The following is a 24,361-nucleotide window of genomic DNA, read 5'->3' as shown; positions in this document are numbered from 1 at the left end:
CATGGGTGTGCTGCTTAACACCTTACTGATGCCGAACAAACAGTCGGTGATATTTGCGATAAAAGGGGTGGTCGCGATGGCGCTCTCCCTCTATATCGCCATGTTTCTTAATCTTGATCGCCCATACTGGGCGCTGGTCTCTGCGGTGTTTCTGCAGATCCGCCCGGAAAGTGGTCTGGTGATTGAAAAGGGTATCTGCCAGATTGTCGGTACTCTGGTCGGGGGGATTGTCGGGATCACGATCCTGCAATGGTTTATGCCTTATCCGGAACTGGCGATCGGGTGTCTGGCGCTGTGGCTGGGGATCAACTCAGGCATGGGCGCGATGGTACGTCGTACCAACTTCATATATCTGTTTGCGATGGCAGGTATCACGGCATGTCTGATTGTGTTGCTGGTGATGGTGTCTCCGGCCACCGCCAGCAGCCAGACCATCTTTGCAGTCGCCCAGGCCCGGGTCAGTGAAATTATTGTGGGTGCGATTTGTGCCGCCCTGGTCAGTAAACTGGTCTTTCCGATGCAGGTTAAAGACGGGCTGCGTACCCACGCCCGTCATGTGATTAACCAGACCCTGAGTTACCTGAACCTGGAGCTGGATCCGAACGGTTCTCACGATGGCCGCCATCAGCATGTCGATACCATACTGGAGTCGATTGCTGCCATGAGTGATGACCAGAGCGCGGTCGTCTACGAGGGCCCGGATGGGCCGGGTCAAAGCCGCGCTGCCAGCCAGATATCCAATAAAACCCTGTCTCTACTGGCGATGATTCAGATTTTCGGCCGCTTGCAACGTAACCATCCTGATTTGATCGGCGAATATCTGGCAGAAATGCTTGCTGACATGCGTGACTCTTTCAAACGTATGGAAGAAACCAACGACTACAACGAATGTTACAAACAGGCGCAATCTTTGCGCCGCCGCCAGTTGGTGTACAGTAATCAGGCATGTGATTTGACGCCGCTGCAATTAAGGCTGATGAAAGTTTCGCTCGAACTCAGCGCCGATTTGGTGATGATCCTGAAAGGTTATAATGCGCTTATCAGTGCTGTGCCTGTGCGACTCAACGCGCCAACCCAGAAAAGCTACAAGGATCCACTGGTGGGGCTGGTGACTGGCGGTCGAACCATGCTGGTGTTTCTGGTCGGGGCTGGCTTGTGGATTGGCACGGGCTCGACAGCCGTGCTGATGATGATGATCCTGCCGGTTATTTTCTCGATTATGCTGGCACGTCTGCCAATGACGATTCTGATGATCGTTCTGCAGCGTCTGTTGGTCGGGGTCATGATTGCCGTGCCGGTCGCGGTGTTTTACGGCCTTAATCTGTTGGCTCAAAGTAGCGGAGATTATGAAATTCTGGTCATGGTGCTGGCCGGCCCGTATTTCTTTGGCCTGATGGCATTGGCCAACCGGGCGACCATGCCATATGGCCTGGGCTTTTGTATTCCGTTCACGATTTTGATCAGCCCGAGTAATGATATGAGCCGGGCTTTCTCAGTCGATTACACCCTGAGTAACTCGCTGTCGATTTTTGTCGGGGTGACGGTGTTGTACTGGATGTTCAAAATGATCACCGGACCTGGACTACAGCTTATGCAATACCGCCTGCTGCGTGCCACCAAGCAGGATCTGAGTGAGATCATGAATCATCCTTCACCTGAACACTGGTTCAATGCCCGCATGGGCGATCGCTTGTTACGGATTGCGACGTACGATAAAAGTATGGCGGCCCGCACTCGTGATATTACCGAGCTGGCTTTGACCGGTCTTAACCTTGGGCACGTGTCGGTACGTCTGCGGCGTATGGTGGGCAGCGTGGTGGATGAGAATCTGCAGCAAGGTCTGGAGAACTGGCAGAATGGGTTAGCTGAGGCCTTTATGCAGTGCTCAAAAGGGCAGTTCTCCTCGCAATTTAACAAGGCGTGTAATGACTTGCTGACGCAATTACGTTTTTATCCTCTGTTGCCGGGTCAATACGAAATTGTGGAAGGGATGTGCGAACGTCTGACCATGACGTTTGAGCGCCTGACGCAAACCATTGCCGATAATCAGACCCATATCAGCGATTAAGGAAAAATTTGGCTTAAGCTATCCCTTCTGCTTAAGTGATCGTCTGACTGCTTAAACCCGCTCAGTTTCTTTTACCGGAAACGGAGCGGGTTTTTCGTTGGTAGCAGCCAAGAAACTGTGTGTCGCACATGACGCGATTTAGCTTCCAGTTTTACTGGCCACACTCATATTAGCAGTGAGATGTGTGCGATAGTCCTTCCAACTCTCCGCTTCAATCTTATATTTCATCATTCACACAGGATAAAAAGGGTTTTACTGTCTGACGAAATTGACAACCCGTTGTTTTAAATCAAATCCGATACCGGCAGCTGTTGATAACTTACTGCGCATCGATGGATTACCAGCAGGGAATCGTTGTAACCGATAGCTCGCTGTTTATCATCGGGTTGATTGCAACGTGTTGACAACTTACAACGTATTTACCGCCTCAGGGCAACAGAAAAACCAAGGAGATACAATGAACAAGCTTTTGCTGGCAATGTCTGTGTATGCTTTTTACAGTGCCGGAGCGGCGGCATCGGAATGGGGATATGAGGGGAGTCATGGCCCGGCGCATTGGGGCGGTGTTTCACAAACCTGTGCGAAGGGACAAAATCAAAGTCCGGTCGATATTGAAGGTGCCTTACCCGCTAATCTTTCCGCACTCAATGTCAGTTATCAGGGGCAGGTAACCGCTCTGACTAACAATGGTCACACCTTGCAAGCGACGGTAGAAGGTAATAATCAGCTGCAAGTTGATGGTAAAACATTCACCCTCAAGCAGTTTCATTTCCATACTCCGTCGGAAAACCTGATTAAGGCCTATCAATACCCGCTGGAAGCGCATTTTGTGAATGCCGATGAGCAGGGGAATCTGGCCGTGGTCGCGGTTATGTTCGATATGGGTTCAGAGAATATTGCTCTCAAGCAATTGACCGAGTCTCTGCCTGATAAGGGGCACACGGTCGATCTGGCTCATCCGTTTGCCGTCGACACGCTGCTGCCGGAGACCAATCATTACTACCGTTTCAACGGTTCTCTCACGACACCACCCTGCAGTGAAGGTGTGCGTTGGTTTGTTATGCAGCAGCCCAAAGCATTGTCGGAGCAACAACGGGCGGTCCTGACCGGTATGATGGGCCAAAACAATCGTCCGATTCAACCGCGTAATGCGAGAATTTTCGTCAGTAACTAACTCCAAACTTACTTATCTCGCGATATTTTTCAGGGTTGAAGAGAAAATTGTTCAACCCTGATATATTTGAGTGATGTTATTTATTGATATGCATTGAATGAAATATAGGTTTACTATTTATAATAATTTATTTTGCTATGGTTCAAATCTAAATATTATTTAAATAAAAAATCCACTCTGAATAAATTCATTCAGAGTGGTGATTAATATAAATCAGAGTTAGCTTTTATTTGGGTTAATAAACCAATACCCTATAAATTGAAAATCGCAAATGATGTTAACATCACTCGTATCTGCATTAATTTATAACCTTGTGTTTACTTTATCGCTTTATTTTTGCAAAAACAAATGAATCTCATCAGTAAAAATGAAATGATAAATTTCATATTTATCGATATGCCTGTTGTTTGAAGGCGGTTAGGAGACGGCGTGTGAAATTTTTGTCTGAGAAATTAACTGATTATGGAGAGAGTTTCCTGCCAAGTTTAAATTTCTTTGCGGTTTTAATCTTACGTATATTTAATACACCTGAATCACTATTTTAGTGCGCGTTAACGATCATTCTCAGCAGTGTTTGAATTTAGCTCATGATAGCGCATATCAGCCAGCGCTATTGACGAAGAAATTAGGTTGATTTCTGTGCAAGTTTGATCTTGATGATAACGGTTTGATATTCAGTAACGTCAAAGACTAAGGATACAATAGTGACTTTTTTTCACGTTTGTGTCTGGTGATGAAAATGGTGAGAACTAATTCAGATTGAGTAAGGGTAGGGCTCATCATACAGGTACTGACAATCGATCATTCCGCTTTCACACGCCAGCAGCAGGGTCAGCTCCGCTGCAGAAATTTCAACGCAGCCGGATGGGTTTTGCCCGCACCATAGTGGAGAAAAATCATCAAGGCCCTGGCTTTCCGCCAGTTTACGCAAGGCAGTGACTTCGCTGGCGGCATACGGGAAATCAGCGACCGAATCGCTGAGGTAACCTTGCTCGCTCATTAACCGATTGACGATGCCGCGTGCCGGACGACCGGAAAACAGGTTGGTCAGGGCCGTATGTTGCGAACGCTCACTTTTAATCGCAGCACGATGCAACGACGATGTTTTTGCCTCTGTACAGAGCAGGTAAGCCGTGCCGAGTTGAACGGCGCTGGCTCCCAGCATCAGTGCCGCCTGAATGCCACGGCTGTCAGCGATGCCACCGGCAGCAATGACGGGTACCCGCACTTGCTGGGCGATTTGTGGCACCAGTGCGGTAGTACTGATTTGGGTGCTGGTGTCTTGACTGAGGAACATACCGCGATGTCCTCCGGCTTCGACGCCCTGAGCAATAATGGCATCAACACCGCGAGCTTCAAGCCAGTGTGCTTCCTGTAAGGTGGTCGCGGAGGCGAGAATTGTACAGTCCCAATGCTGGATTCGTTTGAGCAGATCCGGCTCCGGCAGCCCGAAATGAAAACTCAGTACCCGGGGGTGAAACGGCTCGATGGCATCGGCGATATCGTGGCTGAACGGCATCCGGCTGGCCCCATTCTCTGCCGCCGGTAACTCGGCGTTCAGTTGCTGAAAATAAGGGCTCAGTGTGGTTTGCCAGCGCTGTTGCTTTCCAGGATCGAAGGCAGGCATGGAGTGGCAGAAAAAGTTGAGATTAAACGGTTTATCCGTTGAACGTTGAATGAGTTTAATTTCCTCCACCATGCCGTCTGCACTCAGCATTGCGCAGGGCAGGGAGCCCAGGCCCCCGGCCTGACACACCGCGATGGCCAGTTCGCTGTCTTGCACACCAGCCATCGGCGCCTGAATAATGGGCAGTTCGCACCCCAACAGCTCGTCAATGTTTCCTGTGTACATATACGCTCCTTGTAGCGGACAGCGACACTCCTGAGTGTCCTTTAAACACCTTAGCATAACTGCAATGAATTGATATGTAACTGCTTGTTTTAAAGATGATATGGATAACAAAAATTATCGTCAATGGTGATGCTTGGCAGGAAAGTTAAAAGAATGACGGGAGAGTGGAAGAATGACAGAGGAGTGAAAGATGGGGCAAAAGAAGCGGATTAGCCGCAGCGGCCGGGGTAGCCCGGCCCTTCGTCGAACGGCTGCTTCGCCAGAACTGATCAGCTGTTTAGCCAGGCTTCAGCCTGCGCTTTTTCGCTGCGGTCAAACGCCTTGATTTCGATATGGGGCATCAGTTTCCCCTCCAGTTCACTGGCGGTTTTGATCCACTGTTTATCGGACAGAATCGCGGCCTTATTGAACCGTCGCATCAGGGCAATTAATTCAGGCATCTGTTTCAGTTCAACCCAGATGGCATCCAGTGTTGGCAGATGATAATCGATGACATCGTACAGCATCACGCCATTTTGCATGCCTTCACCCTGGGTCAGCAGTTGATCCAAAGCGAAAGTCATGCCTTCTTTATCAAGAGTACCGCTGATTTGAATATCGAGGCGGTTTTCTCCATGACGGTTAACGGAAAACATAGGTCACCCCCTTTCTGGCTTGAAACAAGCTCCATTTAAAGAATAGGGCTTAGGGTTTCACCTTGCCAATAAGGGCAAGGTGAACTTGTGTGACTTACGCTGTCCGCGCCGCGTTACACGTGATCACGATTCACAGCAGCAAGCTGGCGTATATTTGCTGGCCCTGTGCGGTCAGAGAATAGACCCGCTTTTCTTCTTTAACCACCAGGCCGCTGTTGACCAGTTGGCGTAAGTGAAAGTTAAATTTGGTATGATCTTCGACCCCCACCATGCGACACAAATCCATAAATTTGACTTTGCGGTGTAATTTGAGCTGTTTCACCACGGTGCGTCGAATCGGATTGGAGAGGGCGCTGAAGATCTGGTCATGATGACGTTCTTCAATCTGGGCTTTCGGGCTGCGCTCAGCATGGACCCGTTTCAGAGTTACCGACAAGGTGGCCAGATTAAACGGCTTGGTGAGAAACTCATCCGCGCCTTTTTTCATGGCATCAACGGCCAGATCGACGGTGGCAAAAGCGGTGGTGATGACAATGCCGATGTTAGGTTGCAGGCGGCGTAGTGTTGTCAGCGCATCAATACCTGTCATGCCACCCATCACGACATCAAACAGAGCCAGTTCGAACGGCTGCCTGGCCGCGGCATCCAGGGCATCTTCAGCATTATCAAAAGCAGTCACTTCAAACGATTCCAGTGCCAAAGCTTCAAGCAGGACTTCACGCAGTTGCGGATCGTCTTCTGCCAGTAACAGTTTTAAAGTCATCAAATACTCCTCGGAATGCGAACTTCCACCGTCAGGCCGTTATCGTGGTTATAGAGCAGTAGTTCGCCGTTGTGTTGCATAATGATTTGTTTGCATAGCGCCAGGCCCATACCGGTTCCTTCACCTTTGGGTTTAGTGGTAAAAAACGGTTGGGTCGCCTTATGTAACAGGGCATCCGGCATTCCACTCCCACAGTCAGTGAAGGTGACGATGGCGTATTGTTGATTCTGAATAGCCCGGATACGCAATACCTTGGTGCCATGACTGGCATCAACGCTGTTACCAATCAGGTTGCTGAACACTTCTTCCAGCAAGCCGGCATCACCGGAAATGCCCAGTTGATGGTCAACGTCAACCTGCACATCGAACTCTTCCAGCCGGTATTGATTGAGCGTTAAAGCTTGCTCAATGACCTGTGACAGGTTGACGGGCTGACGCTGAATCGGTCTGTGATGTGCATAGTTGAGTACCTCCTGGCTGATTTCTGCAGCGCGGTTCAAGCCAAAGCGGATACGGTCAATCTGGCGCTTGTGATTGGCATTATCAATCAGTTGGCGCTCGAGTAAATCACAGCTCATCATGGCACTGCTAAGCGGCGTTTTGATCTCGTGGGCAATCGCCGAGGTCAGTTCGCCAAGCTCGCGCAATTTGGCATCCTGCAGAGACAATTGCAGGTTTGACTGCAACTGCTGGTCGTGCTCACGGTCAAAAACACGCAGTGTATGCCAGAGGCTGAGCATCACGGCATAAGCACAGACCAGACGCAGAAGATGTACCCACAAAGGTTCAGTGCCCTCTCCGAGCAGGCTGGCGCTAAGCGCGTAGCTGATCAGTGATAATCCTAGTGCCTGAAACGGTAGCGGTGAGCCGTAGCCGTTGCCAGCGATACGATGTGCATAAGAAAAAAGCGTACAGCCGGCTAGAATGCTGAATCCGACGCCCAAGGTCCAATAAAGATAGTTACTGGCATAGTGCACAAACACCGGATAGCTGAATTGGCTGTATAACCAGCACAGGTGGCTGAGTAAAATGATGGTCAGCAGCCCGATAACACGTTTAATCCGGCGTAGCAGAGACGCTTTCCAGCGTGTCAGTTCCAGCATGCGCCAGGCAAAGTAAGCCAAGGGCATAAATGAGAGCGCCAATTTGAGCACTAGGAATGTTTCCAACTGCCGGGTCAAAGCGAATTCATGCTGATAGAGATCGAAATAGAGTTCAGACCACAGATGCGCAGCATGAACAAGCCCGAACAGGGCGAAAATCGGCAGTACTTTGGCAATCAGAATTTGGCTGTTGTTGAGGTTACGCGAGAAAATAGCGAAAGCGATGGCAAAAAAAGCCAGTCCGGAAAGAAGATAAAGTTTGAAAATGATAAGCAGGTCCATGTCGGGAGTCTAATTAACCTAATCAACACTATCAATTGGCAAACTTGCTCAAAACCTCACAGTTAGATTGCAGTAATCGCAGGTGTGGCACGCTTTCACCGCGGTGGAAATGAAAAATTCGCCCCGCCGATCAAAGCAGACGGGACGAATGAGGTCTCAAGGGCAGGCCGGATTACTGTGGTGGTGCATAACCAAGGCGCATTCCGCCCCAGTGACGGCCGTTAACGTAAACGGGTACCGAGATATCGTGCATCACTTCTCCAGTGTCGCGTTTATAAGTTTGCAGTAGCATGGTCTGCTGATGCTGGCCGCATCGCATGCCGACCCGGTCCGAAAAGATACGCTTGGTGCGGTTGCCAACCATATCCTGCTGCGGGTTGCCGGTCAGTGGCTGACAGAACTGATTATTGTGAGTCGGGACGTAACCATGGTCGTCGGTCGCAATGGCATAAACCATCTCTGGACGCTGGGTCAGAACCGGCTCCTGCATGGAAGGAAGGACCGAGTCACAATACTGATCAAATGCGGTCTGATATTTGGCCGGCTGGGTGTTGCCAACGGGTTGATACTGACGGTCGAACAGCGCCTGCTGCGATATCACGCCACTGGCGATGTCCTGTTCGAATTTTTTACCCACCGCCGTTGCCAGTGCTGAGGCCAGTTCATAGAAAGGCCGGTGCATGGATTGCGGATAGTGTTCGACCAGGACCGCGTTACTGTGCTCGGCAAGTTGCATTAAATGTTCTGCTTCGGTCTGTAGTTCGAGCAGTTCGTGATCACTGGCTGATAATTCCTGCTGACTATGGGTAATGGAACGGGCGATCTGACGCAGGCTCTGCTCATTAGTGGCTACGTCGTCACTGATGGCACTCATCTGTTGTTCTACCTGTTGCGACTGGCTGGCGATCGTTTCCAGGCGTTGGCTGACACTTTCCACTCGTGCGACACCTTGTGTCACATTGGTAGACAACTCACCAATCGATGCGGTTACCTGACGCGTCTGAGCGAAAATTTGCCCGACAATCGTCGAAACTTCTTCGGTGCTGCGAGCGGTGCGTTCTGCCAGATTACGCACTTCATCGGCAACCACAGCAAAACCGCGCCCACTTTCCCCGGCCCGTGCCGCTTCAATTGCGGCGTTGAGAGCCAGCAGGTTGGTTTGAGCGGCAATACTTTCAATCACCTCGACCACGGTTTCGATACGTTCAACCTGAGATTCCAGGGTCTTGATTTGATCGACCGATGCGTCTGTCTGATGACTGAGCTGCTGCATACTTTGCACCGCTTGATCCAGCTCTGCTCGCCCTTCTTCACTGGTCGCCCGCATCACTTGAGTGGCCTGTAGCGCTGAGCTGGTGTGCGATGCGCTGACTGCCAGCGTGTCGGTAATCGCTTCTGAGCTGTCAGAAATCCGCTCGATTGATGTAACCTGACGCGATGTCTGTTGTTTTACCGTATCAAGTGCATACGACACTTTCGCAGCACTGACGGCATTTTTGTTCAGTTCAGCACCGATCTGAGCAGCGATCAGGGCATTGTCGTCGCTGGCGTATGAGTCGGTTTGCCTGTTTGTATGCTGGCTGCGCATTTGCCAGGGAGCGAGTAACAGTGGGATAGCAGCGCTGAGAAAAATGAAGCCGCCACTTTCGATGCCGAGCCGCCAGCCACCCGCCAGAGTGAGCGCTGCACCCAGCGTGGTTGCCAAGGCTAAACGTTGTTGAGTCGATAACATACTTCGTCCTAATCATTATTATTGTGTTTCGTTTGTTGGACTATAACGTGATTAGTGTGCCGGAGACGGTGAGCTTGTGCCGTCTTTCACTAAAGTATGATGGTGAGCTTGACTGAAATATGCTGACAATGCGGCGCTGTTAGCACTCTTGCCAGGCAAGTTTGCTGAGTGAGTTCACAAGCGCCTGAGTGAGAAAATGAGTCATGCGGCGGGGCCAATACCGCGGTATTGGCCGACCTGACACCGGGACAAAGAGTCACAGGCTCTACAAAATCGAGTCACAGGCTCCACAAAATCAAGGCCAGAATTTGTGGTGAGAGGATGCGTAGACACATGACGAGAGGATAAACTGTGGCATAGGCCAACGCCGAAGCACCGCTCTCTTCATGGATCGCATTGGCAAAGGCCAGTGCTGGTGGATCGGTCATCGAACCGGCCAGCATGCCGCAGATGGTCAGGTAATTCAACTGACCGAACAAACGGGCCACAATGCCAACAGTCAGTAATGGGATTGCGGTGATCATCATGCCATAACCCATCCAGCTCAGGCCGTCACCCTCGACCAGCGTGGCGACAAAATTGCCGCCGGATTTGAGTCCGACTACGGCCAGAAACAGCACAATACCGATTTCGCGCAGCGCCAGGTTGGCGCTGGGTGGCATAAACCAGTACAGCTTACCAATGCTGCCAATCCGGGCCAGAATCAAGGCAACGATCAGCGGGCCACCCGCCAAACCGAGTTTTATCGCGGCGGGAAAGCCGGGCAGATAAAACGGAATAGAGCCAAGCAGCACGCCAAGACCAATGCCGACAAACACTGGCAGCATCTGCACCTGTTGCAGTTTTTGGTGAGCATTACCGACAATACCGCTCACCGCTTCAATGGCGTCCTGACGGCCGACCAGATTAAGAATGTCACCGAATTGCAGTGTCGACTGACTGGTCGGCACCAGCTCAATCCCGGCGCGGTTAAGACGAGAGACCACTACATCGTATTTCTGTTTCAGATCGAGATCGCGCAGTTTCTTACCCAGTACGATCTCATTGGTCACCACCAGACGTTGGACCCGCAATTCTGTGCCTCGGGTCGACAGGGATGCATCGACTTCTTCGCCGATCACCAGCCGGGCTTTATCGAGCGCCTTTTTATCGCCGACCAAGTGCAGCAGATCGTCGACTTCGACTCTCGATTCTGGTTTAGGGACATGCAGAGTATCGCCCCGTTTGAGGCGCGAACACACAATGTCGCCTTCACTCAGGGCCGGAATGTCTTGGAGGAATAAGCCATTCAGGTTGGGGTTACGCACTGCCACGTTCATGGTGTGCAGGCTCTCTTTTTTATGTCCGTTGTGCGTCTCGAACTCCTGAGCTTCGTGATTAATATTGACGCGAAACATCATTCTCAGCAGCCACATGGTCAGCAGAATACCGCAGATACCAAACGGATAAGCGATAGCGTAGCCCATCCCGGTCAGGTCAAGCAGGCTGCGTTGTTCACCCAGTTCGGTCAGAATCTGCTGGCCGGCACCCAGCGAAGGGGTATTGGTGACGGCACCGGAAAAGACGCCGAGTATCACCGGCAGAGGGACATCAAACAGATAGTACAGACCAACCGTCACAGTGCAGCCGAGCAGCACAGTCAGCACGGCAAAGCCATTCAGCTTGAGGCCGGAATTGCGCAGCGAAGAAAAGAAGCCCGGCCCTACCTGAATGCCTATGGTGTAAACAAATAGGATCAGGCCGAATTCCTGGATAAAGTGCAGGGTCTCATAGTTGAGCGTGACGCCCCACACCCCGGTATAGTGACCAACTAGAATACCGCCAAACAGTACTCCGCCGATCCCAAGACCAACGCCGTAGATCCGCCAGTTCCCAATCCACAAGCCCAGCACTGCCACCAGCGCCAGAATGCTGATAGAAAGCGCAATATCACTCATAGTGAAGCTCCTGATTTCATTTAAAATCGCGGGAGGGCAATTCACCATGAACGGCGGACAGAGGCAGGCTTTCGCACAGTACTGTGTGCGGCGCCCGTATAGACGGCACCGTATTACAGCGGTTACACCGGTAACAACTGCAACCATAACAGCGTTCAGGTCTGCGGCTGAAGGGTTCAAATACTGCCAGCGATTTCCAGCAGAAGAGTATTCTGTGCCAACCTGCAATCTGAGTCTCGGTTATGTTGTCCCGGTATCAGGTCATGACAGTTTTGGTATTGCCCTTAACTGATACTGAGTATGAATGTATTACGGGGGCAAAGTTAACCGGGTTGATGCAAAATTGTGCGCCTGGGCAAAAATAAATTCTACGTGATAACTAACTGTTAAATATAAGTAAATGGTGTTAACTGGCTGGCGTGGTTGATGCTGGTTGGCTGTCTTCATGCCCAGCACAGGTAGCGCAGAAAATATGTGCCCAGGTTGCACTTTTGACACAAATTACCTCGCCAAAAGTGCAACCTGAAGATGAGTGTTACCTTTAGCGTTCTGGCTTAGTTGAGCTGGCCGCTGGCGTGTTGCAGCAAACGCATGATCAGTTCGGTATGGTGCAGTGACAGCCCCTGCGATTGTAACGCTTTGAGATGTTCATCCCGGGCAACAAACACAACCGGATGTCCGGCCTTCATCAGGCGAGTTGCGTAATAACAGCCGATGCCACCGGCACCGGTCATGGCAAATTGCACCTTATTCTCTCCTTGAAACTTGGTCTCTTTTAAAGATGATGCTTATCAGGTTAAATCATTTGCATATCAGAACCAGAGCTGTATGCCATGATGAGGTATGCTTATATCGATCATCTGACGGAGAACGGCGATGTCCGACAACACACGGTGCTTCTTTGCGCTGACTTTCGATACGAAGGCGCAGGAGATGCTGCAACGCAGCCGCGATACACTGAAAAGAAACGCTGCACACGGCAGTTTTACCCACGATGGCAATTTTCACCTCACGCTGGAATTTATCGGCGCAGTCAGCGATGCCGATTTAGCACAGTTGGGGGTATTACTGACTCAGTTGGAGAGCGAACCACCCCATTTGCTACACAGTCGTCAACTGGGTCATTTCGATATCAAAGGCGGGCGGCTGATCTGGCTGGGTGTAAAGCCGGACGACAGGTTAATGGCGTTGCAGGCTGAGCTGCGCGGGTTACTTGCATTAAATGGCTTTACACCGGAAAACCGGCGCTATCGCCCTCATATCACACTGGGGCGTCGTGTCGAGCTGTATCAGCCGATGGATGCGCTGGGTATGCCGGACACGGATTTGTCAGTGCATTCTGTGGCTTTGATGGAAAGTGCTCATGTAAACGGAAAACTGCGCTATCAGCCACGGTATGAAAGGCTGGTGGCTCAAAGTTAACGCATGCGGCGGTTGCATGATGGAGAATGGACTACAATTGAGGAGATCTTGGCGGCGATTTTATTCGATCACGATGCGGTTGAACATTGAGTTCGTCAGCAAAGCAAACCTCATAACAAGAAGCGAGAACGGCAATGAAAAATGTAACCTCAGTCATGCTGCTTGGATTGGTGCTGGGATTTTCCGCCAGTGCGATGGCCAATCATCATAAGCAGGGTGAAAACATGATGTCTGACAGTGCGAAGCAGAACAGTCAGGGTATGATGATGTCGGATCAAGAAATGGATCAAATGCACAAAGATATGATGGGCATGTCCGAAGAAGAGCGTGCGCAGTATAAAATGAAGCTGCAGGACTGCGAAAAATCAGGCCGCAGTGCTAAAGAGTGTGAAGCTAAACTGGAACGTCATATGGATCGTGATGACAACAAAGATAAAATGATGGATCAGGATAAGATGATGAAACAGGATAAAAAGAGTAAAACCTATTAAACCTCAGTCATCCCTTAGCGCCAGAAAGGCGAACACGGTTGTTCGCCTTTTTTAATGCCTGTTTTGCGCGGATTTACGTCAAACTGACTTAGCGCTTGTCTCTAACGCTCAGATATCAGTTAAACTCAGGCAAAACAACAGGCTGGGAAATTCCAATCATATGCAGGGTAAAATCAGCGAGTGGTATGACGATAAAGGCTATGGTTTTATTGTGACGCCGGAGCGCAAACGCAAAATCTTTGTCCATGTATCGGAGCTGAGAAAAAAGGGCTTACGGCCCAAAGTGAATGCCAAAGTCTGCTTTGAGCTTGGGCGTGACAGCCAGGGGCGTATCAATGCGGTGAATGTTAACATGCAAGGGGCCGCCAGCCTTCCGCTAGCGGTGGTATTCGGCTGTGCGTTTGTAGTGTTTGTCAGTGGTACAACCCTGCTGATGGGCGGCGCGGTGGTCTTTATCCCGCTCTATCTGCTGCTCAGTCTGGTTACCTACCTGGTGTATGCCAGGGATAAAAATGCGGCGCTGCAGGGCACCTGGCGCATACCGGAAAAAACCTTGCACCTTTTAGCGTTGGCAGGCGGCTGGCCCGGAGCACTGTGGGCACAAAATCAGTTGCGGCATAAATCGCAAAAGCAACCGTTTAAGGCTATTCTCTGGCTGACCATCGTTTTGAATATCGCGGCCTTCAGCTGGACGTTGTCTCAGCCGGGCCACGCCTTGATTCAGCATTGGTTACCTTAATGCTCTCCGGTTTGTAAGGAGCGTAAGTAGCGGTGCAAGAAGCGGGTGTCCACACCTTGCATCCGCATTCGTAGTTCTAATTGGCGCAGTTTATGTTCTGCATCACAGCGCTGCGGTGATCCTTCCGCGCAACGGGCCATTAGATCACATAACGACATTGCCTGATTACGCTCAGCAAGCTCCGGCGGAATATAACCGGCATTCTTCAACACCCGATAGCCCATACGCAGTTGCTCGGGCACCATGCTGTCATCATCTAACTGCAATGGCTCACCTTTGCCGGGTAAATCATCCATGTTGCCGTTATCAAACGCCGCCTGAATGCGCTGTTCTGCGATTTTGTCGACCAGTGTACTCATCAGTTTCTCCTGTTTGAGTGATCAGCTTACTCACTCAAGGCCGTATATCAATAGGGATAGCCTGTGGCCTGCTGCACAACTGACCCTGGTGGTGAATGAAATACCATGCAACATTTTTGTTGTTTATTGACGATTTTAATCAGGACTCCGGGTTTGATAGGGTAAAAGGGCGAAGGTAAAGAAAGCGTTAAGATAACCAGAGGCTAAAATAACGAGAGTGCTTCAGATCAACGAGAGAGTTTCAGAACAATAAGTGATGGCAGAGGGGATGAGCATGAGGAAGAAGCTGGGTTTTAACCGTATGGTGCAGATTTTATTGGTGTCAGTCGCGGCGATGCTCAGTGGCTGTACCCAGAGCGACTGGCGTTCTGCCAGCCGTGAACCGGCAGGCATCGCCCCTGATCCGCAGAATGACAAACAGGCGGTGATTGAGTTTTACGCCGCTGATGCGTTCAGTTGGCGCGGCTGGTTTGCCGTGCATACCTGGATGGCGCTCAAACCGCAGGATGCTGAAGAATATACCGTGTACGAGGTGGTTGGTTGGCGGGTTGACCGCGGTCAGCCGGCACTCTATCAGTACCAGACGGTAACGCCTGACCGTTACTGGTACGGAGCAAAACCTGAAAAAGTACTGTCGATTCAGGGCGAAAAAGCTGAGCAGTTGATCCCGAAAGTACAGAAGGTGGTAGGCTTGTATCCGTGGGCCAATGAATACACCCTGTTTCCGGGACCAAACAGCAACACTTTCCCGGCCTGGGTCGGTAAGCAAGTGCCGGAACTGGGGCTGAAAATGCCGTTTCGTGCCATCGGCAGCGGCTACGCAGATTAACCCTTAATATCAAGCTTGCCTAAGCAAACGTATATTGGCTAAACAAGGTAAGAGTGACCAAGCAAACCAAGCTTAGCCAAATAGGCAAAAATTGCGCAAAACAAAAAGCCCGCTATGACAGCGGGCTTTTGAGTTTTCGTGGTTGGCGTATGACGGCTGTCAGGTCAGTCACTTTAAACGAACGACTGATTTAAGTGATGGACCTGTCCGGCAAACGACACACGGCTAACCCGACATTAAGCGATTTTAGTCAGCCAGTTGTGGGTATCTGGCGCTTTACCCCACTGAATATCATTCAGTGTCTGGCGCAGTTTCTGTGCGATAGGGCCAATCTCGCCGCTGCCGACTTTGTAATCTTTACCGTTGTGGATCAGAGTGCCGACAGAGGTCAGAACTGCAGCCGTACCAGACAGCATGGCTTCCACTCCTGGTTTAGCAGCGCGCTCCAGCAACTCTTCAACAGAGACTTCTCGTTCAGTGACCGTCATGCCCAGATCTTTAGCAATGGTCAGGATGCTTGAACGGGTTACGCCGTGCAGGAAGGTTGAGTCCAGTGCTTTGGTTATGATCTCGTTACCGTCAACCAGCAGGAAGTTTGCCGCGCCAGTTTCAGTGATGTAACCGTTTGGACAAAACAGAACCTGGTCGGCCTGATATTTTTGTTTTGCTTCCAGAGTTGGAGCCAGCGCACTGGCGTAGTTACCGCCGCTCTTGATCATACCCATGTGTGGTGCACAGCGCTGACCTTCTTCGTCCAGCAGCAGACGCAGAGCGTGTGCGCCGCCAGCGAAGTAATCACCTACTGGTGACAACAGGATATACATCATTGAAGAGACGGAAGCTGCCGCCGCCTTACCAATAGCAGGCTCTGTACCAATGTGCGTTGGACGAATGTACATAGAGCCTGGTGGTTGTGGAACGTCAGAAGCGAATTCTGTAACGATATCAGTGATCATCTGCGAGACTTGCGCCTTGTCCAGCTCAGGTAGAGATAGCAACTTGCTGCTTTGTGAGAAACGCTCAACGTTCTGATCCATACGGAAAACATGCACACTGCCGTCTTCGTGACGGAATGCTTTCAGGCCTTCAAAGCAAGTACTTGAGTAGTGCAGTACGTGTGCGCCCGGATGCAGTGAGATGCTGTCTGATGAAACGATCTGAGCGTCATTCCATTGATTATTTTCGTATGTTGCTAAAGCCATTTTAGGCATGAACACGCTACCAAAAGCCGCCATTATTATGATTTCCTAATTACTGTATTTATTTGATGAAGTGTTAGATTAAGTTTGGGCAGGCGAGAGATTAGTCGTCCAAGACTTAATATCAAAATACTAAAACAGATTCCGTCAGTAAGAAAGTAAAAGTCACAGATTCGGGCGTTCTGTGTGCCAGTCCCTTTAATCGCAGGGCTGTGCTTACCGGGCAGAGGGGAGGAAAGACGTCAATTCACCGCTTTTGGCTATATGTTATCAGGACAATGATTGATGGTATTAATCATTGTGCCTGCTTGTCGACGGCGAGCAGAAAAGGGCTTAGCGTTGTCGCTCAGCCCTTTGAGCATGCTCGCTGATTAAAGGATATCGGTTATCGCGATCCCGAGGCCAAAACGCTGCTGCTTATGGTTGTAATCAATCAGGTTCTCACCGTAGCCGGTGGAGTATTTCGCATAGCCGCGCACCTTGCCCCAGATAGGGAAGGTCATGCCTAGCTCCGCGTAGCCGTTGTGGGTCTCAAAGTTTTCCCGGCCCATGAAGTTCAATGCCACACTGTCCCATTTATACACTGCGCTGAGCTCGAAATTGCCCATGTAGTCACGGATATCCGGGTTGTCATCACCGTCCGGGTCGTCGGCGTAACTCTTACTGTCTTCCGGAATACGCCACCAAGGGCGGAAGTTGACCGCCAGACGATTCTTTTCATAGGTAAATGAACCGTAGATACGGTTCCAGCTGCGTGACAGATCCTGGCGCTGGCCGTTGGACTGATGCTCAATGCCAACCCCGAGCCAGGTGTTGCCGCCAAAGGGTTTCCAAACGGTCGGCGTGAAGTAGAACAGTTCCGGCTGGTAGTTGGTTTCACGGAAAGGGCGCGAAATGGAACCGGCGTAAACCTGCCAGTAGGAACGCAGGGTGAAACCAAAGAACAGGGCATCATCTTCAAACAGCATATCGGTGTAATTCAGCGGGATTTTAAAACTGATTTGAAATTCGGCTTCCGCTTTACGCAGATCCTCGGCCCAGCCAGTGTCCTGATAAGCCTCGCGGTTAACGCTGTCGGTATAGGTGAGCGGCAGAATGTAGTTCATCTTGTGTGGGGTTATCACAAACGGCTGGAACTCGGTGCTTTTTTCTAATTCCCGCCGTTGAGTCAGCAGCTCCGGCTCCTCAGTCGGTTCTTCTTCCTCTGGCAGTTCACAGCGCTGACGCACTTCATCTATGGTCATTTCACCGCTCTGTCCGCGAGTGGCGTTAAGCAGACAGCGGTCATAATCGGACAGTTCTTCCGCTTCGATGAATGGTGACAGAAATAGTGTGGCTAGCAATGTCGTCTGTAGCATCGTCGTCTGCAGCGTCGTCATCTTTAGCGTCGCTTCCATGTGGGTTCCTTGGCAAAAAGTGGTAGTTAAACCTCTGAAGTATAATTGCTATTTTCTTGATTGTTGTAAAAGCAGTGTTATTGCTACGCTAAATATCCTCTCTTAGCAAGAGATGTATCACAGTTATTTAGTCGGATTATCACTGACCGGTATTTCAAAACTAACGTTTCTTTATTGCAAAATTGACGTGGTAAAAAAGGGACATGCGATCAGGCATGTCCCTTTTTGCTGCCTGGCAATCCGTTGAGATTCACAGGCCAAAATGGTTGTTTAGGTTTAACCCGGTTTACGGGGCTAAATCCACTTCTACCGGCAGGTAATGACGAGGCTCAAGTTTGAGCCATTCCGGCAACACGGTACCGATTGAAATCGAGGACCAGGTGCCGGAAATAATTCCGATGAACATGGCGGTTGCAAAACCTTCCAACGGCGCGCCGCCCATCAGCCATAGTGCCGCAACGGTGATCAGCGTCGTACCTGAGGTGACCATGGTGCGCGAGAACGTCGCGACAACGGCCTGATCGTTAATCTCCTCGGTTGGCGTGCCCTGTCTGGCTACCAGCAGTTCACGAATCCGGTCAGCAATGATGATCGAATCGTTGAGTGAGTAGCCGAGAATTGCCAGCACTGCGGCGAACACCGTCAGGTTGAATTCCATTTGGGTCAGAGCAAAGAAGCCCAGTACCAGTACCACATCGTGGATCAGCGCCAGTAACGCGCCACTTGCCAGACGCCACTCAAAGCGGAAACAGAGGTAACCAAGGATACACAGCATACTGATAAGCAGAGCCAGGCCGCCCTGATCAACCAGATCCTGGCCGACCTGCGATCCGACCATACTGTTGCTGATGATGTCTACGTTATCAGACACCTGGTGCAGAAGCTGATTGATATCCGCTGCGGCCTGGCCTTCAGTTGCCAGCGGGTAGCGAATCACCCAGCGACCCTCTTCGCCGGATTTGGTGACCGATGTGGACTCTCCCAATGCCGGTTGCAGCACATTGAGTAAATCATGGTTGGTGACCGTCTGGCTGATCACGGCTTCTGTAACCATACCGCCGGTAAAATCCAGTCCCATATTAAGGCCACGCATGGCAAAAGCGGCCAGAGAAATCACCATTAGCGAGATAGACACCAGGCTGGTGATGTAGCGAATACGACGAATGCGAGTTTTAAGAAATTGAAGCATGATTTATACCCTTACATCACGACGGCCGTCGCGTCCCCAAATCAGATTTATTAGTGCGCGTGAAGCGAACACGCCGGTAAACATACTGGTCAGCAGACCCAGTCCCAGAGTCAGAGCAAAGCCCTGAATCGGACCGTTACCGATGGAGTAGAGGATAAGTGCCGTGATCATGGTGGTGATATTGGCATCGAGGATAGTACTGAACGCGCTGCTAAAGCCGAGATCAATCGCCTGAGCGAAGCTGCGCCCTTCAGCCAGCTTATCTTTGATACGCTCAAAAATCAGTACGTTGGTGTCGACCGCCATACCGACAGTCAGTACCAGTCCGGCAATCCCCGGCAGGGTCAGCACTGCACCCGGCAGCAGACCAATCAGCCCGAGCAAAGAGACCATGTTGATCACCAGCGCGGTATTGGCAACCCAGCCCAGGCGGCGGTACCACAGCGCCATAAAGGTCAGGGTCATGGCAAGGCCTAACGCCAGGGCGGCAAAGCCATTGTGAATGTTCTCTGCACCGAGTGAGGCGCCGATAGTGCGTTCTTCGACAATGGTGACCGGCGCTGTCAGCGAGCCGGCACGCAGCAGCAGAGCCAGCTGCTGGGCTTCATCGGTCGAACCTGCTCCGGTAATGCGGAACTGACTGCCCAGCTGTGACTGGATGGTCGCGACACTGATTACCCGTTCGCTGCGCTCGGTTTCACCGCGCGCGTTGGTTTTGTATTCGCGATACACGGTCGCCATCGGTTTGCCGATGTGTTTGCCGGAGAAATCACTCATTACCTTGCCGCCAGCATGATCGAGAGAAATGTTGACTTCAGAGAAGCCCATTTTATCGACCCCGGCACGGGCATTGACAATGTGATCGCCGGTCAGAACCGGACGTTTATTGAGAACGACGGCTTTACCCTCGTTATCCTTGAGTACCAGATTATCGCGTGACAAAGCTTCGTCGCCGGTTTTGGCTTCATAGAATGCCAGGCTGGCGGTTGCACCGATCACATTTTTTGCCTGGGACGGATCCTGGACACCCGGCAGTTCGATACGGATGCTGTGTTCACCCTGGCGTTGGACCAGAGCCTCCGTAATGCCGAGTTCTTCAATTCGGTCACGCATGATTTTCAGGTTTTGCTGAATCGTCGCAGACTGAAAATCGAGCTTATTCTGTGCGGTCGGCAGCACGCTGAGCGTATTTGACTGACGCTTGATTTCCCAACCGGTGTAGTTCTGCTTCAGGTAAGTGGTAATTTTGCCCAGCGCTTCATCTGACTGGGTATCAACCTGCAATCCCTCCACACCCTGCGCAGCGACACGTACGCCACGCAGGCGCTCGCTGCGAAGCATATCTTTGACCTCGTCAATCATGGTATCGCGCTGCTCCTGGAATGCTTTATCGACGTCCACATTGAGCAAAAACTGTACGCCGCCACGTAAATCCAGGCCAAGCTTAATCGGATTAAAGCCCAGATTCTGCAGCCATTGCGGCGCAACCGAAACATAAGAGTAAGTAATACTGTCATTGGCGCTGAGCTGCGTATCCAGCACTTTGCGGGCATGGGCCTGATCGGTCTCGTTATCAAATACCAGCACCAGACTGTCGCCTTGCTGGGTAATTTTTTGCGCCTGAATGCCTTGCTGGCTCAGATACCGGTTGACGGAAGTTACATCAGACAAAGTGCTGTTAGGTTGTGATGACTGAATCTGGATCGATGGTTGCTCGCCATACCAGGTTGGAATTGCACTCAGGGCCAGCACCACCACGGTGACGACAAGCACCACGTATTTCCAGGCCGAATAGTGGTTAAGCACACGTTTTGGTGCTTTGGTTGGGTTTTTCTTCATAGATATCCCCTCGGCAAACGAGCCGAGTTTAAAAGCGGTAATGTGCAGCGTTGAAGAGGGCTTGTTACGTCAGTGCAATGAATATCGTATTCGGCACTGCGCTGGGTACGAGCACATCATGCAACGCTGGAATGCTCAGCGCGTGTTATCAGGCGCCGATAATGGTTTCGGGAATATCAGCAGAAATACTGGCTGTTTAACGCCACATACATGGCATTGGTCTCTTTCCAGCCGGAAAGACGATAGGAGGAATGAAAGTCCTGATATGGAGCAGGAGAAGTCGACTGCGCCAGATGGATTGTCTGGTGAGGATCGGTAACGGGATAGAAGGACGCGACAGTATCAAGCAGATCCGGGTCGCCATCGTAGCTGTTATAACCTTCTCGTCCGTTATAGCCTTCTCGTCCGTTATAACCTGCGCTCCGGGCCCAGCGAACAGAATTGATCAGTGCCGCTTTGGATCCGGCGTGATGGGTTTCGCTCTGTGGTGCCTGAGGCTGGGCCGGAGATTCTGGTTCGTCACTCTGATGTAGCAGCGCGCTCAGCGTTGCGGCGGCTTTACCTGATGCTGATTTGTTATTATCCAGCGACGCCAAGGCCTGCGCAGGCAAAACCAGCGCAATCAGCGATAACCAGAAAATACGAATCATGTGCCAGGACATACAGCGCCTACTTCAATAACAAGCTCGCAGTGTAAGGCCGGGCGTGACGGGGCTCAAGTAAAATTTTGGTCATTTGCATCGGGTTTTGCATGCGGCCGCTCTGATTTCAGCTGACTTATCGACCTGTTTGGTGACTGCAAGATGGCACCGTCATCAAAGTCACACTGACAAGAATCATGTTATTGCACGTAAAATATGTGCTTGGTTACAAAAGTTAAAATAACTTTAAGCATGGCATATTGTATCTGGCCAGACGTTAATCTATGGTTTTGAATGTATTTTGCGCAATTTTACTCGCCTAGAACTGCAGAACGACAGAGCCACAAAGCGAACGGGAGATGATGATGAACCTTAGGGAATATGCACAAAAAAGTGTGCTGTGCTGGCTGGCGACAACGGATGCGGATGCCACACCCAATGTTTCACCCAAAGAGATGTTTACTTTTGTCGACGACGAGCTGATGCTGATCGCCAATATCGCATCACCACAAAGTGAACAGAATATATTCTCCAATGCCAAAGTGTGCGTCTCATTTATCGATATCTTTGAGCAACGCGGATTCAAAGTGCAGGGTATCGCGCGAGTGGTGAAAGCGCAGGACAGCTGCTGGGAAGGGTATTTAACGCACTTGCGTCAGATGGCGGATGAGCGTTATCCGATACTGAGCATCTTTGAAATTCGCGTTGAGTCAGTGGCAAAAGTGCAGGCGCCGAGTTATTTCCTTTTTGCCGATACTACGCCAGAGAGTCAGGTTGAAAGCGCTCTGAAAACTTATCAGGTAGAGCGTTGATTGCGATAAATCAGGGTTTACGGCGTTAAAATACCGAACTTGGTCGCCATCATTCGGCTTGGGGAGGCGCTTATCCAATCTTAAAATTGTTAACAAGCTGCAATGGTTTCGAATTGAGAAAAAGACGTTATAAGACATTAGTTGCAGGTTCAGCTGGAGTCGTTTAGATTGGGTGCAAAGGCCAGTGACAGGTCAGCGAAAGATGGAGACAGTGGGCAGATGTTGGATAAATTAAATTTGGGAAAACTGATCCTGGTTTTGTGTGTATTCAGCGTAGTGGTGACCCTGTTTAATGCGTTTTACTCCATTTATCGCGTCCAGCATGATCTGATCATCAATAACACGCTGGAATCCAATCGTGTTTACGCGGAAAAAATGGCAGAAATGACGGATGCATTTATCGATTCGGCCATGTCGCAGCTTAAATACAGTGCCCAGTCGCTCAGCACGGAAATGCAGGACACTAAATTGCTCAGCAAGGAAGTGGATCGGCTGAAAAACCAGACCGATTCCTTTAACTCCGCCTTTATCGTCAATGCTGACGGCGTGATCGTGTCCATTTCGCCCGAAACCATTGAGGTGAAAGGGATACGTTTAACCAGCGACAGGGCTTTGCAATCCCTGCGATCACAAGAGCCGCTCGTGACCAATCCGTTTGTTTCACCGGCCGGCAACTACCTCATCAGTATTTCCTATCCCATTTTTGCCGTAAATGGTGACTACTTAGGCTATGTGGCAGGTAGTATCTATCTGGAACAGAAGAACATTTTAACCACCTTACTTGGAAAACACAGTTATAAAGACGGTTCTTATCTGTATGTTGTCGACCGCGGGCATACACTGATTTACCATCCGGATAAGCGCAGAGTCGGCCAGGTGATTGTGAACAACAAGGCAATTAATACCGTACTGGAAGGTGAAAAGGGCAGCCAGACTATGTTTAACTCGCAGGGCACCGAAATGCTGGCGGGTTACGCTCCTGTAGCCCTCGCTGGGTGGGGCATTGTCGCCCAGCGCCCCAAAGAGCTGACCCTCTCCAATTTGGATCAGCAGATGTGGAATGTTGTTCTGGAAACGCTGCCAATCGCCCTGCTAACCCTGCTGATTATTTGGATCTCGGCGTTCTTCATTTCCAAACCGTTATGGCAACTGGCGAGCGCGGTGAGAAACTTCGACAGTCACTCCGCGGCAATGGATGATCTGACCCAGATAAAACCGTGGTACTTTGAAGCCTCGCATCTGAAGCGCACCTTCCTTAATGCGTTGGGTATTGTGTCTAACACCATAGATCAACTGCAGAACGATACACTGACTGACCCGATGACCGGTTTACTCAACCGCCGTGGTTTAGAGAAAGCCGTTGACCGCCTGTGTGGGCAGCATACCCCGTTTGCAGTGCTGGCTTTGGATGTGGATTACTTCAAACGAGTCAATGATACCTTTGGTCATGATGTCGGGGACGAACTGCTCAAAAGCGTCGCCCAGATGATTAAGAAACAGGCGCGTGATAACGATGTGGTGTGCCGGGCGGGTGGTGAAGAATTTATTGCTTTCCTCACTAAGACCGATGTAAACCAGGCGTTTAATTCCGCTGAGCGGATTCGCAAAGCGATTGAAAACTATCCGTTTGACACCGTAGGGCAGGTCACCATTTCGATTGGTGTCTCTTATTGGGACAGCGCCGGTGAACCCATCAATGCCATCCTGAAAAACGCCGATGATGCACTTTACCAGGCGAAACATAACGGCCGTAACCGAACGGAAATCAAAGCGTCGTCGACAAGAGATGACACGCCTCCGCCCTTGGGGGCAAAAGGCTTGCCTTTACGCTGATAATTGATGCTATTGAAAGGTGCTATTGTTAATTTGGTCATTAAAATTGGCTGCTTTGGAGATTA

The 24,361-nt window shown here is 50.6% G+C and carries 21 protein-coding genes; 8 read left to right on the top strand and 13 right to left on the bottom strand.

What is annotated here, in order from left to right:
- The first annotated feature begins 1 nt into the window (after position 1).
- Positions 2-2,068, top strand: coding sequence for an FUSC family protein (locus J0X00_RS00535; protein WP_282477009.1), 2,067 nt, complete (start codon positions 2-4; stop codon positions 2,066-2,068).
- 457 nt (positions 2,069-2,525) lie between these two features.
- A complete protein-coding gene (locus J0X00_RS00530; protein WP_282476732.1) occupies positions 2,526-3,242 on the top strand; it encodes a carbonic anhydrase family protein in 717 nt (238 codons plus the stop codon).
- Between the two features lie 754 nt (positions 3,243-3,996).
- On the opposite strand, the gene J0X00_RS00525 is transcribed toward J0X00_RS00530, so the two are convergent.
- From J0X00_RS00525 to J0X00_RS00495, 7 genes are all read right to left on the bottom strand, one after another.
- Positions 3,997-5,094: a nitronate monooxygenase gene (locus J0X00_RS00525; RefSeq protein WP_282476731.1), complete on the bottom strand. Its 1,098-nt coding sequence runs from the start codon at positions 5,092-5,094 to the stop codon at positions 3,997-3,999.
- A 269-nt stretch (positions 5,095-5,363) separates the two neighbouring features.
- On the bottom strand, positions 5,364-5,729 hold the full coding sequence (locus J0X00_RS00520) for an STAS/SEC14 domain-containing protein (RefSeq protein WP_136483884.1): 366 nt from the start codon (positions 5,727-5,729) through the stop codon (positions 5,364-5,366).
- Positions 5,730-5,859: 130 nt separating this feature from the next.
- Positions 5,860-6,492: a response regulator gene (locus tag J0X00_RS00515; protein WP_136483885.1), complete on the bottom strand. Its 633-nt coding sequence runs from the start codon at positions 6,490-6,492 to the stop codon at positions 5,860-5,862.
- Complete coding sequence (locus tag J0X00_RS00510; protein ID WP_282476730.1) at positions 6,492-7,877, bottom strand: HAMP domain-containing sensor histidine kinase; 1,386 nt, start codon at positions 7,875-7,877, stop codon at positions 6,492-6,494. The genes J0X00_RS00515 and J0X00_RS00510 overlap by 1 nt, the downstream gene beginning before the upstream one ends.
- A gap of 172 nt (positions 7,878-8,049) precedes the next feature.
- Entirely contained in the window at positions 8,050-9,609 is a 1,560-nt protein-coding gene (locus tag J0X00_RS00505) for a methyl-accepting chemotaxis protein (RefSeq protein WP_282476729.1), read from the bottom strand.
- Between the two features lie 278 nt (positions 9,610-9,887).
- Complete coding sequence (locus J0X00_RS00500; protein WP_282476728.1) at positions 9,888-11,546, bottom strand: putative transporter; 1,659 nt, start codon at positions 11,544-11,546, stop codon at positions 9,888-9,890.
- Positions 11,547-12,100: 554 nt separating this feature from the next.
- On the bottom strand, positions 12,101-12,292 hold the full coding sequence (locus tag J0X00_RS00495; RefSeq protein ID WP_282476727.1) for a 2-dehydropantoate 2-reductase N-terminal domain-containing protein: 192 nt from the start codon (positions 12,290-12,292) through the stop codon (positions 12,101-12,103).
- Between the two features lie 130 nt (positions 12,293-12,422).
- Between J0X00_RS00495 and thpR the strand changes: the two genes are divergently transcribed.
- The 3 genes from thpR to J0X00_RS00480 all read left to right on the top strand — a co-directional run bounded on the left by thpR (position 12,423) and on the right by J0X00_RS00480 (position 14,198).
- Complete coding sequence (gene thpR / locus J0X00_RS00490; RefSeq protein WP_282476726.1) at positions 12,423-12,968, top strand: RNA 2',3'-cyclic phosphodiesterase; 546 nt, start codon at positions 12,423-12,425, stop codon at positions 12,966-12,968.
- Between the two features lie 134 nt (positions 12,969-13,102).
- Positions 13,103-13,459: a hypothetical protein gene (locus J0X00_RS00485; protein WP_218561495.1), complete on the top strand. Its 357-nt coding sequence runs from the start codon at positions 13,103-13,105 to the stop codon at positions 13,457-13,459.
- Between the two features lie 160 nt (positions 13,460-13,619).
- Positions 13,620-14,198, top strand: coding sequence for a cold shock and DUF1294 domain-containing protein (locus tag J0X00_RS00480; RefSeq protein WP_136483892.1), 579 nt, complete (start codon positions 13,620-13,622; stop codon positions 14,196-14,198).
- Here the strand turns inward: J0X00_RS00480 and J0X00_RS00475 are convergent.
- Positions 14,195-14,557 (bottom strand): DnaJ family domain-containing protein, encoded by a 363-nt coding sequence (locus tag J0X00_RS00475; protein WP_136483893.1) that lies wholly within the window; start codon positions 14,555-14,557, stop codon positions 14,195-14,197. The two genes, J0X00_RS00480 and J0X00_RS00475, sit on opposite strands and share 4 nt — an antisense overlap.
- A gap of 274 nt (positions 14,558-14,831) precedes the next feature.
- Here J0X00_RS00475 and J0X00_RS00470 point away from each other — a divergent pair, with 274 nt between their 5' ends.
- Complete coding sequence (locus tag J0X00_RS00470; RefSeq protein WP_206208384.1) at positions 14,832-15,386, top strand: DUF3750 domain-containing protein; 555 nt, start codon at positions 14,832-14,834, stop codon at positions 15,384-15,386.
- 236 nt (positions 15,387-15,622) lie between these two features.
- Here the strand turns inward: J0X00_RS00470 and J0X00_RS00465 are convergent, their stop codons facing one another.
- The 5 genes from J0X00_RS00465 to J0X00_RS00445 form a co-directional block, all read right to left on the bottom strand.
- Complete coding sequence (locus tag J0X00_RS00465) at positions 15,623-16,621, bottom strand: branched-chain amino acid aminotransferase (RefSeq protein WP_282476725.1); 999 nt, start codon at positions 16,619-16,621, stop codon at positions 15,623-15,625.
- A 335-nt stretch (positions 16,622-16,956) separates the two neighbouring features.
- Entirely contained in the window at positions 16,957-17,955 is a 999-nt protein-coding gene (locus tag J0X00_RS00460) for a phospholipase A (protein ID WP_282477008.1), read from the bottom strand.
- 313 nt (positions 17,956-18,268) lie between these two features.
- Entirely contained in the window at positions 18,269-19,171 is a 903-nt protein-coding gene (gene secF, locus J0X00_RS00455) for a protein translocase subunit SecF (protein ID WP_282476724.1), read from the bottom strand.
- 3 nt (positions 19,172-19,174) lie between these two features.
- Positions 19,175-21,010, bottom strand: a complete 1,836-nt coding sequence (gene secD / locus J0X00_RS00450) for a protein translocase subunit SecD (protein WP_282476723.1) — start codon at positions 21,008-21,010, stop codon at positions 19,175-19,177.
- 176 nt (positions 21,011-21,186) lie between these two features.
- Positions 21,187-21,672: a hypothetical protein gene (locus J0X00_RS00445; protein WP_282476722.1), complete on the bottom strand. Its 486-nt coding sequence runs from the start codon at positions 21,670-21,672 to the stop codon at positions 21,187-21,189.
- A gap of 338 nt (positions 21,673-22,010) precedes the next feature.
- On the opposite strand from J0X00_RS00445, the gene J0X00_RS00440 reads away from it, so the two are divergent.
- Together J0X00_RS00440 and J0X00_RS00435 are read left to right on the top strand one after the other, a co-directional pair.
- Positions 22,011-22,463, top strand: coding sequence for a pyridoxamine 5'-phosphate oxidase family protein (locus tag J0X00_RS00440; protein WP_282476721.1), 453 nt, complete (start codon positions 22,011-22,013; stop codon positions 22,461-22,463).
- Between the two features lie 219 nt (positions 22,464-22,682).
- Complete coding sequence (locus J0X00_RS00435; protein ID WP_282476720.1) at positions 22,683-24,296, top strand: sensor domain-containing diguanylate cyclase; 1,614 nt, start codon at positions 22,683-22,685, stop codon at positions 24,294-24,296.
- The last annotated feature ends 65 nt before the right edge of the window (positions 24,297-24,361 follow it).

This window comes from Vibrio sp. ABG19 (assembly GCF_029962385.1).
Lineage (GTDB): Bacteria > Pseudomonadota > Gammaproteobacteria > Enterobacterales > Vibrionaceae > Vibrio > Vibrio ostreae.
Note: the sequence above shows the minus strand (reverse complement) of the source record. Positions and strands in the feature narration are given on the sequence as shown.